Raw genomic sequence first — 15336 nt, forward strand, 5'->3', positions numbered from 1 at the left:
TCCAGTTCAGCGGGGGGTGAAGGTGCTGGTGACGGCCTGCGGGCCGGGCAGCGCCTGCTCGCGGTAGATGCCCAGGGCGCGCAGCACCGGGGCGTCGGTGAGGACGAAGAGGTCCGCCTGCTCCTCGGCGGCGTGCTCGACGGCCGCCCAGGACGGGACGACGAACATGTCGCCGGGCCCCCAGTCGAAGCGCTGCCCGTCGATGACGCTGGACCCGGCGCCCCGGTAGACGACGTAGACGGCGTTGCCCGAGCGGCGGACCGGGGTGGTGGCCCGGCCGGCGCGCACCCGGTGCACCGCGCAGCCGAGGGTCGGCAGCACGCTGGCGCCGGTGGTGGGGTTGACGTACTCGATCGCGGTCAGCGCCTCGTCGCTGCCCTGCGCCCGGCGGTCGAGCTCGGCGGCGGTGTCGGCCCAGCGGTAGATCAGCAGCGGCGACGGGGCCGGGCTCAGCGGCCCGTCGACGGCGCCGTCGACGTAGCGGGTGCCGCCGGCGTGCGTGCGCTCGGAGGTGTTGTGCTCCGCGGGCTCGGGCTGGCTCTCCCCCGGCCCCGGGTACTCCTCGAAGAAGACGCCGTCGAGGGCCTCGATCATCGGCAGGTCGAGCCCGTCGAACCAGAACATCTCCTCGTCGCCGCCGTTGACGTGGTCGTGCCAGTTCATCGACGGGGTCAGGATCAGGTCGCCCGGGCGCATGTCGCAGGCGTCGCCGTCGACCGTCGTCCAGACGCCCTGGCCCTCGAGCACCCAGCGGATCGCGCCCGGGGTGTGCCGGTGCGCCGGCGCGACCTCGCGCGGGCCCAGGCACTGCAGCGCGCCCCACAGCGTCCCCGCCGCGTACGGCCGGCCGCCGAGGCCGGGGTTCTGCAGGCTCAGCACCCGCCGCTCCCCGCCCCGCTCCACCGGGACCAGCTGGATGGCCCGGCGGGCCAGCGGCTTCATCGTCGCCGCCGACCACAGCCACGGGATGGACTTCGGCCTCGGGGTGGGCGTGAGCAGCTGCTCGGTGATGGTCCACAGCGGCCGCAGGTCCACCGCGGCGAGGTCCCGGTAGAACTCCTCCAGCTCCGCCTCGGTGTCGGTGGAGAGAGTCATGAGTCGGTTCCTCCGATCTGCGGGAGCTGGCGCATGGCGGTGGCGCCGCCGTCGATCACGAACGTGGCGCCGGTGACGTAGCCGGCCGCCGGCGAGGCGAGGAACAGGGCCAGCCCCTGCAGCTCGCTCGGCTCGGCGAGCCGGCCGACGAGGGTGGTCTGCGCGAACTGCTCGGCGGCGCCCGGGGTCTTGATCCGGCCGCCCGCGATGTTGGTGCGGAAGGACCCGGGGGCGATGGCGTTGACGAGGATGCCGTCCCGGCCGAGGTCGGCCGAGGCCTGCTTGACCAGGGCGATGACCCCGGCCTTGCTGGCCGCGTAGGCGTAGCCGACCATCGGGTCCCCGCCGAGGCCGGCGACCGACGAGGTGACGACGACCCGCCCGCGCCCGTCGCGGGTCACGTACTTCGCCGCCGCCTGAAGCGTCGAGAAGACGCCCCCGAGGTTGATCGCGATCACCCGGTCCCAGCGGTCGCGGTCGACCGCGGTGAGCTGTCCCTCGGGCGTGGTCGGGCCGGTGCCGGCGGAGATGCCGGCGTTGGCGAAGACGATCGAGAGCCCGCCAGGCTGCTCGGACGCCGTCCGCAGGAGCTCGTCGACGGCGTCGGGCTCGGCGACGTCGACGACCGCGCTGCGGACCGACAGCCCGCGCCCGGCCAGCTCCTTGGTGACGACGGCCAGCGACTCGGCATCGGCGTCGGCGAGCGTCACGTGGGCACCGCACTCGGCGAGGACCTCGGCGACGGCCAGCCCGAGGCCGCTGGCCGCGCCGGTCACCACCGCGCCGAGCCCGGAGACGTCGAAGAGGCGGTCCAGCACGGCGGCACGGTCGGGTGCCGGGGGCGAGGCGGTCATCAGGCGGCTCCTTCGTGGAGGGGTAGCGGTCGGGCGGCGTCGGCCGGCACGCCGTTGCGGACGCCGGCCCACGGCCGCAGCGAGAGGAAGTTCTGCAGCACGGGGGCGACGGCCTCGGGGTTCCAGATGGCCCCGAAGGTGATCCGGGGGCTGGGGTCGACCAGCGGCCGGTAGGCGACCCCGGGGTGCGCGGTCAGCTCCGCGGAGGAGGGGACGAAGCACATCCCCAGCCCGCCGGCGACCAGGCCGACCGCGACGTGCGTGCGGTCCACCTGGTGCGCGACCCGCGGCTTGAACCCGGCCGCGGCGCACGCCGCGACGTGGGCGTCGTAGAGCTCGGGCTCCTCGGACCGGGTGATCAGGATCAGGTCCTCGTCGGCGAGGTCGGCGAGCGCGACCGTCTCCCGGGCGGCGAACGGGTGCGTCTCCGGGACGGCGACCACCACCGGCTCCTCCACCAGCGGGAGCACGCGCAGGCTGTCGCCGTCCCCGCTGATCGGCAGCCGGCTGAACCCGACGTGCAGGTCACGGCTCATCAGCCCGTTGGTGATCTCCCGGCTGTGCAGCTCGTGCAGCGAGAGGCGGACGGTCGGGAACTCCGCCCGGAACGCCCGCAGCATGTGCGGCAGCAGGTCGTAGAGCACGGGGACGACGAAGCCGACCTCCAGCACGCCGACCTCGCCCCGGCTGGCCAGCTGGGCGCGCAGCTTCGCTCCCTCGGCCTGGGCCAGCACCTGCCGCGCGTCCTCGAGCAGCGCCGTCCCCGCCGGCGTCATCTCCACGTGCCGCTTGGTGCGGACGAACAGCTCGACGCCGAGCTCCTTCTCCAGCGCCGCGATCTGCTTCGACAGCGCCGGCTGGACGATGAACAGCCGTTCGGCGGCGCGGCCGAAGTGGAGCTCCTCGGCGACGGCGACGAAGTAACGGAGGTGTCGCAGTTCCATGGATCAGCTGGGCCGGGGCCCGGTCACCATCTCGAGGATCCGGGTCCGCAGGTGGGCGAACTCGGGGTCGTTGCGGGTGACCGCCTGGTTCCGCGGGCGGTCCAGCGGCACGGGCACGATCTCCTGGACCGAGCTGGGCGCCTGGGAGAGCACGACGATCCGGTCGGCGAGGTAGACCGCCTCGTCGATGTCGTGCGTGACGAGCACGACCGTGACCCCGAACTCGTCGCGGACCCGCAGGATCATGTCCTCGAGCTCGAACCGGGTCTGGGCGTCCACCGAGGCGAACGGCTCGTCCATGAGCAGCAGATCCGGCCGGAACGCCAGGGCCCGGGCGATCGCCACCCGCTGCTGCATGCCGCCCGACAGCTGCCAGGGGTACTTGTTGCCGGCCCCGGAGAGGCCGACGGCGTCGAGCATCTCGGCGACCCGCGCCGCCCGCTGCTCCTTGGGCACCTTGCGCACCTTCAGCGGCAGCTCGACGTTGGCGGCGACCTTCGACCAGGGGAACAGCGAGCGGCTGTAGTCCTGGAAGACGACCGACAGCCGGTCGGGCACCCGCTGGATCGCCTTGCCCTCGAAGAGGGTCTCGCCGCTGGTCGCCGGCATCAGACCGGACAGGCAGCGCAGCAGGGTCGTCTTGCCGGCACCGCTGGGGCCGACGACGCAGACGAACTCGCCGGGCGCGACGCTGAAGCTGATGTCCTGGACGGCGACCTTCGGCCCGTCGTCCGTGCGGTAGGCCTTCTGGACGGACCGGGCCTCGAGCACCGGCGTCCCGACGGTCGGGCGGTCCTCGGCGGTGGCGGGGGCGGGGTTCACCGTGCTCACACCATGTTCAGGGCTGTACGTGCGCGGTAGTGCCACTGGAGCACTCGCCTTTCGAGTCGGAGGAACAGGAAGTTGAGGATCGATCCGACGACGCCGAGGACGAGGATCCCGGTCCACATGTCCATCGTCCGGAAGGTCTGCTGGGCGTAGAGGATGAAGTAGCCGATCCCCTCCGTGGCCGCGGCGAACTCGCTGACCACCATGAGGATGATCCCGAACTGCAGGGCGGTGCGGAGGCCGGCGAAGATCTGCGGCGCCGCCGACGGGATCACGACCAGCCGCAGGGTCTGCAGGGTGGAGAGGTTCATCGACCGCGCCAGGTCCAGCTTGACGGTGTCGGTGCCGCGCAGGCCGTCGACGGTGTTGAGCAGCACCGGCCACACCGCGGTGAAGAAGATGATCCAGACCTTCATCGCCGTGCCCAGCCCGAAGATCAGCATGACCGCCGGGAGCAGCGCCGGTGACGGCAGCACGTAGAGGAAGTAGATGACCGGGTGCAGCGCGGTGGCCAGCGGTGGCAGCCGCCAGAGCAGCGCGCCGACGCCGATCCCGACCACCGCGGCCAGCAGGTAGCCGACGGCGAGGTGGCCCAGGCTGGGCAGCAGGTTCTCGGTGATCCCGTCGAAGAACCACAGGCTCGCCAGCCGGTCCACGATCGACTGCAGCGGCGGGAAGTACGGGTCGAACGAGCCCGCCGAGCCGAACCACCACGCGGCGATCAGCGCGATCGGCAGCCAGACGCCGAGCAGCAGGGTGAGGGTGATCCGTCGCGCGCGGGTCATGCCGCACCTCCCGGCCGGTAGGCCTCGTGCCAGCGCAGCACGCGGCGCTCGAGGCGGCCGAGCAGCGCGGCCATGAGGAAGCCGAGGATCCCGGCGACCACGATGCGGGCGTACATGGCCGGCAGCGCCGGCGCGCCCGAGATCGCGGCGGTGGAGATCTCCACGCCGAGCCCGGAGCCGCCGGCGATCAGCTCGACGACGACGGTGAGGATGAGCGCCCCGGACGCGGCCACCCGCAGGCCGGTGGCGATGTAGGGCGCGGCCGAGGGCAGCACCACGACGAAGAACCGGCGAACCGGGCCGATCCCCATGGCGGTGGCCGTGTCGCGGATGACCGGGTCCATCGCCTTGACGCCGTACATCGTCTGCACCAGCAGCGGCCACAGGACCCCGAACGCGACCAGCGCGACCTTCATCGTCAGCGTGGTGCCGAGCACGAGGATCGCCAGCGGCAGGATCGCGATGATCGGGACGGTCTTGAGGAACTCGACGACCACCGCCGTGCTGACCTGCAGCACCGAGGACAGGCCGATCAGGGTGCCGAGCAGCAGCCCGGCAACGGACCCGACGAGCAGCCCGAGCCCCCAGCCGGACAGCGTCGCGCCGAGCGCCGCCCAGAAGTCGCCGCTGACCAGCTCCGTGCCCAGCGCGGCGGCCGTGTCGGGCAGTCCGGGGATGGCGTCCGGGTCGAGCACGCCGGTTGCGCCGAGCACCAGCCACAGGAGCAGCAACCCGACGACGCCGGCGAGGGAGACCGCGATCCGGCGGGCCCGCGCCCACGTCTTGCGCGGGGGTGGAGCCGGGCGCGGCGTGACCGCGTCCCGGGGGGTGAGGAGGGATGTGCTCATACGCCTGGATCTCTTCTGCTCGGTTCGCCGGTGTCGGGACGACGGCCGGGGAGGCGCCGCGGCGGCGGCGCCTCCCCGGTCGGTCAGGGGGTGTAGACGAGCTCGTCCACCGGGACGTCGTCCTCGATGAACCCGAACTGCTTCATCGACTTCTCGAACTTCTCGATCGAGTCGGTGTTCAGCTCCGCGTTGTAGTCCACGCCCAGGACGGCGCTCTTGGCGACCTCGGCCGGGACGTCCATGTAGTTCGGGATGGTCGCGCGGGCGTCGTCGACGTGGTCCTTGGCGTAGTTGATCGCCTCGGTGTGCGCCTCGACGAACCGCTTGACGACGTCCGGGTTCTCCTGGATGTACTGGGCGGAGGCCGCGTAGCAGGTGCCGTTGCCGCCCTCGTTGAGCTCGGCCTCGGGCCAGTTGACGACCCGTCCGCCGGCGGCCTGGATCTGCGCGGTGAACGGCTGGGTGGACACGACCGCGTCGACCTGGCCGGACTCCAGCGCCTGCTGCATCTGCGGGAAGGGGATCTGGACGACGTTGACGCTCTTCGGGTCGATGCCGGCCTTCTCGGCCTCCTGCAGCGTGAACAGGTGGTTCTGCGAGCCGAGCGCCACGACGCCGACGCTCTTGCCCTCGAGGTCGGCCTGGGTCTGCACCGGGCTGTCGGCCCGGACCATCGTGGCGGTCGACAGCTGGTCGTCCGAGGAGCTCACCGTGCCGTCCACCGGGGTGACGCACCGGATCTGGGTGCCCTGCGACACCGCCGTCACCAGGGTGACGATCGTGGTGAAGGCGATCTGCACGTCACCGCTGACGAGGCTGGAGATCGCGGCGGCCGGCGCCTGGGCGACCTGCATGTCCAGCGTGATGTCGTGATCGTCGTAGATGCCCTGGTCGATGCCCAGGAAGGTCGGCGCGTTGCCGTTATAGGGCACGTAGGCGACGTTGAGCGTGGCCGGACCGCCGGAGCTGTCCCCGCCGTCGCCGCCCTCGGCGGCCGAGCTGCCGCCGCCGCACGCGGCCGTCAGGGCCACGAGCGTGACCCCGGCGACGTACTTCGTGATCTTCACACTTACCTCCGCGATGAGGCCTGCGCCTGGTGTTCTCTGTGCACCGGTCCGCACGGCGCGGCCGGAATCCGTGGACCTACCGAGCTACCGAGCCGGCAGGAGCAGTGGCGACCGCGGCCGGGAGGGCCGGGTCCGCCGCGAGGAAGTCGCGGACCAGGGCGGTGAACTCCGCCGGACGGTCGACGAGCGGCAGGTGACCCGCGCCCGGCACCACGTGCAGCCGGGCGCCGGGGATGGCAGCGGCCCACTCCCGGCCGAGCTGTGCGGGCAGCAGCCCGTCGAGCTCGCCCCAGACCACGAGCGTCGGCACCCGCAGCCCGGTCAGCCGGGCGGCCAGGCCGGGGTCGGTCAGTGCCGGCCCGCCCAGCCGGCGGGCGGCCGAGGCATTGCGGGCGCGACGGGTGCGCAGCGCCGCGTCGGCCCGCACGGCCGCCTCGCGACCGCGGCCGGCGGCCAGGGAGTCGGCGTCGCCGCAGGTGAGCGCCACGAGCTCGTCGGGATCGACGTCGTACATGGACGGGCCCCGGACCGTGCCCTCGAGACCCGCCGGGTCGACCAGCACCAGCCGGCCGACGCGATCGGGGGCGCGCAGCGCCAGCTCGGCGGCGATCCACCCGCCGAGGGAGGTGCCGACCACGTCCGCCCGCTCGATCCCGAGGGCGTCGAGCAGCGCGAGGGTGTGCTCGGCGAGCGCGCCGATCGAGTCGACGGCCGCCGCGTCCTCGCTGCCGTTGAAGCCGGGGTGGTCCGGTCGGATCACCCGCCGGTCCGTGGCCAGGTCGGCCAGCGCCGGGAGCCAGCCGCCGAGGTCGCCCACGCCGTGCAGGTAGACCAGCGGGGCGCCTCCGCCCGCCCGCAGCACGCGCACCCGCGCACCGCCCACCGCGACGACGTCCGCGCTCGGCGCCAGGGGCGCGACGGACTGGGTCATCGGCTGCATCGGTCCTCGGTATCGGCGGGCCCCGGAGCGGCAGGGCAGAAACGGCTGGTGACTGGCATCACAACAGCCCGTGACCGATGACTCCAATGCATGCCGCTGACCAACTGATTCCCCACAGGAATCAGAGCTCAGGCCCCTTGGCACTCCAGGGAATCGACACCGGCGCGTCCCGTCATGCCCGGGACGACCCCTCACCGACCGCTGTCATTCCTCGGGGAGATCACCGGAGGCGTTCCAAGTATTGGCGGGCCGGTTCTGACCGTTGCTAGACAGTTTCCACCTCGCGGCGGCCGAACCCTGCGCCGCGCCCCCCAGACAGGCAGGAACCATCGATGGCGATCGCCCACATCCCCGAGCCGTTCTCCGAGGACGAGGACCGCCTCCGGCAGATCCTGCTCGACGCCGAGCTGCCGTCCCTGCTCCCCGCGCTGGCGCAGGTGACCGGCGACCTGGGTCTGGTCGATCGCAGCCTGCGCCCGAACATGCGGCTCACCGCGGCCGGCGTGGACCCGCAGGGCGGCATGACCCCGGAGGCCCAGGACCGGGCGCGGGAACTGGCCCTGCAGGCACTGCTGCGCTACCGCGAGGGCGGCTACCGGCTGCACGGCGACCTCGAGCCCGAGCAGGTCACCGAGCTCATGGAGTTCGTGACCGGCGACGCCCCCGGCGAGTACCAGCCGCTGCTCGCCCACGAGCTGGCCATGCCGGTCGACGCGGGCGCGCCGGAGTGGACGAAGGCCGAGCTCGCCCCCGACCGCGACTTCTCCGTCGTCGTCGTCGGGGCCGGCATGACCGGTCTGGTGACCGCACACCGGCTCGAGCAGGCCGGCGTCCCCTTCGTCGTCCTGGAGAAGAACGACGACGTCGGCGGCACCTGGTACGAGAACAGCTACCCGGGCTGCCGGCTGGACACCAACAACTTCGCCTACAGCTACTCCTTCGCGCAGAAGGACAACTGGCCGCACCGGTTCTCCGCCCGCGACGCCATCTGGCACTACTTCCGCGACGTGGCCGAGGACTTCGACCTGCGCCGCCACATCCGCTTCGAGCAGGAGGTGGTCGCCGCGGCGTTCGACGAGGACACCGCGACCTGGACCGTGCGGGTGCAGCCCAAGGACGGCGCGGAGTACACGATCACCGCGAACATGGTGGTCACCGCGGTCGGGCAGCTCAACCGGCCGAACTTCCCCGACATCCCCGGCCAGGACCGCTTCGCCGGCCCGTCGTGGCACACCGCGCAGTGGAACCACGACGAGTCGCTCACCGGCAAGCGGGTGGCCGTCATCGGCACCGGCGCCAGCGCCTACCAGGTCGTGCCCTCGATCGTGGACGACGTCGCCGAGCTGCACCTGTTCCAGCGGACGCCGCCGTGGATGCTCCCGGCTCCCGACTACCACGACGAGCTGCCGACCGGGCTGTCGTGGCTGTTCCGGCACGTGCCCTACTACCACCGCTGGTACCGCTTCTTCCAGTTCTGGACCTCGGTGGAGGGCCGCCGGCCGTTCATGGTCGTCGACCCCGAGTGGGAGCACCCGATCTCGGTGTCGGCCCGCAACGAGGAGCTGCGCCAGGTGCTGACCGCGCACATGGAGAAGCAGTTCGGCGACCGGCCGGACCTGCTCGAGAAGGTCATGCCGACCTACACGCCGGGCGCCAAGCGGATGATGCGCGACAACGGCGTCTGGCCGGCGGCGCTCAAGCGTGACCACGTCGACCTGGTCACCGACCGGATCGTCGAGATCACCGAGAAGGGCGTCCTGACCGCGGACGGCGTCGAGCACCAGGTGGACGTGATCATCTACGCCACCGGGTTCAAGGCCTCGGACTTCCTGACGCCGATGACCATCACCGGCAGGGGCGGCGCGGACCTGCACGAGCGCTGGGCCGGCGACGCGACCGCCTACCTCGGCATGCACGTGCCGGACTTCCCGAACCTGATCGTCGTCTTCGGGCCCAACACCAACCTGGTGATCAACGGCAGCCTGATCCTGATGTCGGAGCTCGAGGTCCACTACCTGCTGCAGACGATCCGGCTGCTGCTCACCACCGGGCAGCGGACCATCGACGTCAGGCCCGAGGTCCTGGCGGCCTACCAGGAGAAGGTGGACGCCGCGAACCGGCTCGCCTCCTGGGGCGTCAGCAGCGTGAACAGCTGGTACAAGAACAAGGGCACCGGCCGGGTCTCGCAGGTCTGGCCCTTCCCGATCCTCGACTACTGGAAGCTGACCCGGGACGTCCAGGTGGAGAACTTCGACTTCAGCTGAGTCGCTCCCGACGAGGGCCCCGACCGCCGGTGCGGTCGGGGCCCTCGTCGCTCGCGTCAGCGCCGGCCGGCGAGGAAGGTGCGCAGCTCGCTGCGGCCGCCGCGGGCGAGCTCGGCGAACAGCGCGGGGCCGTCGGCGAGGTCGTGCGGCGCCGCGAGGTCGGGCAGCCCGGCCCGGCCGTCGGCCAGCCAGGCGGCGGCCAGCCGGAAGTCGTCGGCGGTCTCGGCCATCGACCCCCGCAGGGTGATCTCCCGCCGGATGACGTCGCGGAAGGCCAGGGTGCTGGTGTCGGCGTGCAGCCCGACGAGGACGACGGTGCCGCCCTGCCGGGTGCCGGCCAGGGCCAGCTGCCGTGTCGCCTCCGTGCCGACGGCGTCGAAGACGGCGTCCACCTGCGCCCCGCGCAGGGCGTCGTCGGCCTCCTCCGGGGACGCGAAGACCCGGGCGGCGCCGGCGGCTGCCGCCGCGCCCCGGCGGGCCGGGTCCGGCTCGAGGACGGCGACCGAGTCGATGCCGAGGTTGCGGGCCGCCTGCAGGACGAAGAAGCCGATCGCACCCGCGCCGATGACCAGGGCGGTCTCGACGGGGCCGTCACGCAGCGCCAGCCGGACGTCGTGCACCGCCTGCGCCAGCGGCTCGGTGGTCGCCGCGGTGGTCATGGCGATCGACTCCGGGAACTCGACCAGGAGGCTCGAGGGGACGCTGACCAGCTCGGCGTAGGCGCCGGCCCGGTGCACCCCGATCAGCAGTCCCTCCGGGCAGAGGTTGTCGGCGCCTGCGAGGCAGAACCGGCACCGACCGCAGGTCACGTTCGGGTTCACCGAGACCGGCCGGCCGATCCACTCCTCGCCGGCACCCGCCGCGGCCACCACCCGGCCGGCGAACTCGTGCCCGCGGACGTTCCCCGGCTTCGCGGTGTCCATGTGCCCGGCGAACGCGGTGACGTCGGAGCCGCACATGCCGACGGCGGCCACCTCGACGAGCACGGAGCCCGGCTCGGGTACCGGCTCGGGCACCTCCTCGAGCGCGGTGTCGAACGGGCCTCGGTAGACCAGAGCCTTCATGGCCCGATCATCTCCGCCGCGGGTCGGTGTCGGGGCGCGCCGGTCATGCCTGCATGGAGGGCGCTGATTCCGCCGGGTGCTCAGCGCCGGTCAGCCCGGCCAGGAAGGCGCCGATGCCGGCGGCGAGGTCGCGCTCCTGACCGCGGTAGTAGTGGCCGGCGCCGGGCAGCACCAGCCGCCGGTCACGCGGGCCGGCCAGCTCGTCGAACAGCCCGGCCCACAGCTGGTGGCGGGGCTCCGCGTCGCCCCACGCCCACAGCGTCGGCGCCGTCCGCAGGGCGACGTTCGACTCCCACAGGCCGGCCGGCTCGGCGAGCCGCTGCACCAGCGAGCCCGCGCTGATGGCGTGGAACCAGCCCGGGACGGGGATGAGCTCCCGGCCCCGGCCGGCCGCGACGAGTGCCCGGGCGAGCTCGGCGGCCCGATCCCGCTCGTCCGGTGCGGGCCACCAGAGCGGGAACGGGTTCGCGTTGGTGGTCAGCGGCGAGAGCAGCACCCAGGCGGCGACGCCGTCCTCCCGCGTCATGAGGTCGGCGGCGTAGAAGCCACCCGAGGAGTGCCCGCAGACCACGATCTGCTCGATGCCGCGCTCGCGGAGGTGGCCGACCCCCGCGGCCAGGTCGAGATGCCCCGTCGCCAGGTCTTCCCACATGCCGCCCTCGACGGTGTAGTCGTCGGTCCCCACGGTGTAGGCGAGGTCGTGGCAGCGCATGTTGACGGCGAGGTGCGCCACCTGCGGCAGCAGCGGCGGCAGGAACCGGCTCGGCCCGCTGAGCACGCTGCTGCCCTTGCCGTGCACGTGCAGCAGCCCGGTCCGAGCGCCGGGCGCCGGGTACCAGAGGGCGTCGATCGGCACACCGTCGGCGCGGCGCAGCTCGACCAGCTCGGTGGGGACGCGGGCGGGGGTGGCCCAGCTGGAGACCGCCGGCTCGTCCCCGTTCAGCGGGCCCCCTCCAGCTCGGCGGGCGGGCGGCCGATGCCGAAGCGCTGCACGCTCTCCAGCAGCGAGACCCGCCGGATGTAGGCGCGGGCCCGCTCGGGGTCGGCGGCGATGGCCCGCATCTCGTCCTGGTGCTGCCGGCGCACCGACTCGTCGCGCTCGCGCAGCCGGTCGGTGTTGCGCTGGGTGTCGGCCTGCACGTACTCCACGGCCACGGTTCGCCGGATCCGGTCGTAGGCGTCGAGCTCGGCGTCCGGGTCGGCGGCCTCGGCGGCGACCCGGGCCAGCCGGCGCGCGGCGTCCATCGCGTCGTGGATGCCGGAGTTGAGGCCGACACCGCCGAGCGGGGAGTTGATGTGGGCGGCATCGCCGGCCAGCAGCACCGGCCCGACCCGGAAGGCTCCGGCGACCCGCTGGTGGACGTTGTAGACCTGGTGATCGATGACCGGATAGCCGGGCGCGTACGGCGCGACGCGCTGGAGCTGCCGCTGCAGCCGCTCCGGGCCGGCGGCCTCCTCGGAGCTCATCCCCTCCGGGACCGGCCAGACCACCCGCCAGGACTCCGGCGTGCGCAGGATGAACAGCCACTCCTCCGGGTCGGCGACGTAGTTGACGTGACCGAGGTCGGGCAGCAGCTCCTGCAGGTCCACCGAGGTGCTCGTGATGGCGAACCGTTCGGGATACGTGAAGCCCTCGAACCCCACGCCGAGCGCGGCGCGCACGGCGCTGCGCGGGCCGTCCGCGCCGATGACGTACGAGGCCGCCAGCTCGACCGTGCCCTCGGGACCCTCGAGGGTGACGACGGGCCCGTCGTCCTCGATGCGCAGCCCGGTGAACCGGGTGCCGAAGCGCAGCTGGACGCGCGCGTCCTGCCGCAGTCGGTCGAAGAGCATCCGCACCAGGTGCTGCTGGTTGAGCTGCAGCCGGTAGGGGAAGCGGGTCTCGTCGGCCAGCAGCGTGAAGTCGAACAGGGCGACCAGCCCGTCGCGGCGGTCGCGGAACTGGTACTGCGGGACGACGAGGCCCTCGTCGTGCATCTGCCCGGTGATGTCGATCGTCTCGAGCAGCTCCAGCGTGGCCGCGTGGAACGTGCTGGCCCGCCAGTCCGGTCGCGGCTCGGGGTGCAGCTCGACGACCACGACCGGCAGGCCGGCGTGGGCGACCGCGGCGGCGGCCGTCATGCCGACCGGGCCGGCGCCGACGACCACGACCGGGCGCTCGGCGGTGATGGGAGCGGCGGTGGCAGAGGACCGAGTCATGCGGTCAGGCTGTCAGCAATTCCATCTGCTGCACAGATGCTCGGCTAAACTTCCGCCATGTCGAATCCTGCGCCGATCGATGGACCGCCGAGCACCTCGGTGGACAACGCCCTCTGGCTGCTGCAGCTGATCGGCGAGCGGCAGGCGCTGCGGGTGGCCGAGGCCGCCGACCTGCTGGGGGTCGCCAGGTCGACGGCGCACCGCCTGCTCACGGCCCTGCGCCGGCGCGGGTTCGTCACCCAGGACCGGCCCAACGGCGCCTACCGTCCCGGTCCCGCGCTCCTCGAGGCGGGCCTGGCCGCGCTCAGCCGGATCGACATTCGCCAGGTCGCGCGCCCGGTGCTGGAGCGACTGCGGGACGAGACCGGCGAGACCGCCAGCCTCGCCGTCCTGGAGGGGGCCACGGTCCGGTTCGTCGACTGCGCCGAGAGCCTGCGCTCGGTCCGGGTCGGCAACCGCACCGGCGTCGTGCGCCCGGCGCACGCCTCCGCCGTCGGCAAGGCCGTCCTCGCCCGTCTTCCGGACGCCGAACTGGACCGTCGGTACCCGGACGGGCTGGTGCCGTCCGGTGGCATGCCCGGAGCACCGGCCGACCTGGCCGCGCTGCGCACGGAACTGGACGAGGTCCGGCGCCAGGGCTTCGCCCTGAACTGGGAGGAGAGCGCGGACGGTGTCTGCGCCGTCGCGGTCGCTCTCCGGGACCAGGTGGGCCAGCCGCTGGCCGGGCTGGGCATCGCCGCCCCGAGCAGCCGCATGGGCAGCCGCGACGCGCTCAGTGCGCTGGCCGACGCGGTCGTGCGCGGCGCGGAGCAGGTCCAGGACCGCCTGCGGTCGCCGGCCGGCGGCTGACCAGGTGGACACGGCGTCCGGTAGCCCGCGAGACTCGGGGTTCCGGACGACGACGTCCCGAGGAGGCCGGCATGCCCTACCCCTACGACCGCGGCGGCACCGAGGCCGGCCCCGACGGCGTCCGCCGGTACACCGGGCTGCCGCAGAACCTGGTGCGGATGCTGCGCACCGCCGTCGACACGCACCCCGACGCCGAGGCGCTGGTCGAGCTCGGCGGCGCGCGGGTGACCTACCGGCAGCTGTGGGACCGCGCCGCGCGGGTCGCCGGCGGGCTGCGGGCTGCCGGCGTGCAGCCCGGCGACCGGGTCGCCAACCGGCTGGGCAACGGCAACGACTGGGTCCACGCGTTCTGGGGCACGCTGCTGGCCGGGGCTGTCGTCGTCCCGGTGAACACCCGCTTCGCCGAGCCCGAGGTGCGCTACGTCATCGAGGACTCCGGCGCCGCGTACGTCGTCGAGCCCGGGAGCACCCTGCCGGACGGCGACCCGCTGGAGGTGAGCGACCAGGCGCACACCGACCTGGCCGGCATCTTCTACACGAGCGGGACGACCGGCTTCCCCAAGGGCGCGATGACCACCCACGAGAACTTCCTGTCCAACATCGAGACCTGCCTGCGCTGCCTGAGCCTCGGTCGTGAGCCGCGCACGACGCTGATCTCGGTGCCGCTGTTCCACGTCACCGGCTGCAACTCCCAGCTGCTGGTCGTCACGGCGGTCGCCGGCAAGGCGGTGATCATGCCGGCGTTCGAGGTGCAGGCGTTCCTCTCGGCGATCCAGGACGAGCGGATCGACGTCCTCACCACCGTGCCGGCCATCTACTGGCTGGCGCTCCAGCAGCCGAACTTCGCCGAGATCGACACCTCGTCGGTGGTCTCGCTCAGCTACGGCGGCGCGCCGATCGCGCCGGACCTGGTGCACCGGATCAAGCAGGCGTTCCCGACCGCGCGGGTCGGCAACGGCTTCGGGCTGACCGAGACCTCGTCGGTGTCGACCTACCTGCCCGACGAGTACGCCGCCGAGCACGCCGACTCCGTGGGCTTCCCGGCCCCGGTCGTGGACCTCGACCTCGACCACCCCGACCCGCAGACCGGTGTCGGGGAGCTGCTGATCCGCGGGCCGAACGTGGTCGCCGGCTACTGGCAGAAGGAGCAGCAGACCCGCGAGACCTTCGTCGACGGCTGGCTGCACAGCGGCGACCTGGCGCGCATCGACGGCGAGGGGCTCGTCCACATCGTCGACCGCAAGAAGGACATGATCAACCGCGGCGGCGAGAACGTGTACTGCGTCGAGGTGGAGAACGCGCTGGCCGCGCACCCGGCGGTCGGCGAGGTCGCCGTCGTGGGCGTCCCGGACCCGATGATGGGCGAGAAGGTCGGCGCCGTCGTCGTCCCGCTGCCCGGGCGCGAGCTGGACCCGTCCGAGCTGCTGGTCTTCGCCAAGGAGCGGCTGGCCGACTTCAAGGTGCCGCAGTACGTGGCGGTCCGCAGCGAGCCGCTGCCGCGCAACCCGGGCGGCAAGGTGCTCAAACCGCCGCTGCGCGAGCAGACCGAGTGGCAATCCGTCCGCTGACGCATCCCCCCGCCCGACCCGCCCCTGGAGG

The 15336-nt window shown here is 73.0% G+C and carries 14 protein-coding genes; 3 read left to right on the forward strand and 11 right to left on the reverse strand.

The genetic code is table 11. The annotated features are described in order from the left end of the window. Positions 1 to 6 precede the first annotated feature (6 nt). The 8 genes from AB3388_RS19165 to AB3388_RS19200 form a co-directional block, all read right to left on the reverse strand. Positions 7 to 1095, reverse strand: coding sequence for a cupin domain-containing protein (locus AB3388_RS19165; protein ID WP_495406909.1), 1089 nt, complete (start codon positions 1093 to 1095; stop codon positions 7 to 9). Further along, positions 1092 to 1949: an SDR family NAD(P)-dependent oxidoreductase gene (locus AB3388_RS19170; RefSeq protein ID WP_495406910.1), complete on the reverse strand. Its 858-nt coding sequence runs from the start codon at positions 1947 to 1949 to the stop codon at positions 1092 to 1094. Before AB3388_RS19170 ends, AB3388_RS19165 begins: the two co-directional genes overlap by 4 nt. After that, positions 1949 to 2893, reverse strand: a complete 945-nt coding sequence (locus AB3388_RS19175; RefSeq protein ID WP_495406911.1) for a LysR substrate-binding domain-containing protein — start codon at positions 2891 to 2893, stop codon at positions 1949 to 1951. The genes AB3388_RS19170 and AB3388_RS19175 overlap by 1 nt, the downstream gene beginning before the upstream one ends. A 3-nt stretch (positions 2894 to 2896) precedes the next feature. Continuing rightward, entirely contained in the window at positions 2897 to 3715 is an 819-nt protein-coding gene (locus AB3388_RS19180; RefSeq protein WP_495406912.1) for an ABC transporter ATP-binding protein, read from the reverse strand. Between the two features lie 5 nt (positions 3716 to 3720). After that, on the reverse strand, positions 3721 to 4506 hold the full coding sequence (locus tag AB3388_RS19185) for an ABC transporter permease (RefSeq protein WP_495406913.1): 786 nt from the start codon (positions 4504 to 4506) through the stop codon (positions 3721 to 3723). Continuing rightward, entirely contained in the window at positions 4503 to 5354 is an 852-nt protein-coding gene (locus AB3388_RS19190; protein ID WP_495406914.1) for an ABC transporter permease, read from the reverse strand. The genes AB3388_RS19185 and AB3388_RS19190 overlap by 4 nt, the downstream gene beginning before the upstream one ends. An 83-nt stretch (positions 5355 to 5437) precedes the next feature. Continuing rightward, a complete protein-coding gene (locus tag AB3388_RS19195) occupies positions 5438 to 6421 on the reverse strand; it encodes an ABC transporter substrate-binding protein (protein ID WP_495406915.1) in 984 nt (327 codons plus the stop codon). A 76-nt stretch (positions 6422 to 6497) separates the two neighbouring features. Further along, positions 6498 to 7352 carry an alpha/beta fold hydrolase gene (locus AB3388_RS19200; protein ID WP_495406916.1) on the reverse strand — a complete coding sequence of 285 codons (855 nt, stop codon included), beginning with the start codon at positions 7350 to 7352 and terminating at the stop codon, positions 6498 to 6500. A 341-nt stretch (positions 7353 to 7693) separates the two neighbouring features. Here AB3388_RS19200 and AB3388_RS19205 point away from each other — a divergent pair, with 341 nt between their 5' ends. After that, positions 7694 to 9625 carry a flavin-containing monooxygenase gene (locus AB3388_RS19205; RefSeq protein WP_495406917.1) on the forward strand — a complete coding sequence of 644 codons (1932 nt, stop codon included), beginning with the start codon at positions 7694 to 7696 and terminating at the stop codon, positions 9623 to 9625. A 56-nt stretch (positions 9626 to 9681) separates the two neighbouring features. Here the strand turns inward: AB3388_RS19205 and AB3388_RS19210 are convergent, their stop codons facing one another. From AB3388_RS19210 to AB3388_RS19220, 3 genes are all read right to left on the reverse strand, one after another. Next, on the reverse strand, positions 9682 to 10689 hold the full coding sequence (locus AB3388_RS19210) for an alcohol dehydrogenase catalytic domain-containing protein (protein ID WP_495406918.1): 1008 nt from the start codon (positions 10687 to 10689) through the stop codon (positions 9682 to 9684). 43 nt (positions 10690 to 10732) lie between these two features. Then, positions 10733 to 11545 carry an alpha/beta fold hydrolase gene (locus AB3388_RS19215; RefSeq protein ID WP_495406919.1) on the reverse strand — a complete coding sequence of 271 codons (813 nt, stop codon included), beginning with the start codon at positions 11543 to 11545 and terminating at the stop codon, positions 10733 to 10735. A gap of 83 nt (positions 11546 to 11628) precedes the next feature. Then, the gene (locus AB3388_RS19220) at positions 11629 to 12888 is read right to left on the reverse strand and encodes an FAD-dependent oxidoreductase (protein WP_495406920.1); all 1260 of its coding nucleotides are present in this window, start codon (positions 12886 to 12888) and stop codon (positions 11629 to 11631) included. A 57-nt stretch (positions 12889 to 12945) separates the two neighbouring features. On the opposite strand from AB3388_RS19220, the gene AB3388_RS19225 reads away from it, so the two are divergent. After that, on the forward strand, positions 12946 to 13737 hold the full coding sequence (locus AB3388_RS19225; protein WP_495406921.1) for an IclR family transcriptional regulator: 792 nt from the start codon (positions 12946 to 12948) through the stop codon (positions 13735 to 13737). A 71-nt stretch (positions 13738 to 13808) separates the two neighbouring features. Continuing rightward, positions 13809 to 15305, forward strand: a complete 1497-nt coding sequence (locus AB3388_RS19230) for a class I adenylate-forming enzyme family protein (protein ID WP_495406922.1) — start codon at positions 13809 to 13811, stop codon at positions 15303 to 15305. Positions 15306 to 15336 lie beyond the last annotated feature (31 nt).

This window comes from Geodermatophilus sp. SMS 5-13 (assembly GCF_059428245.1).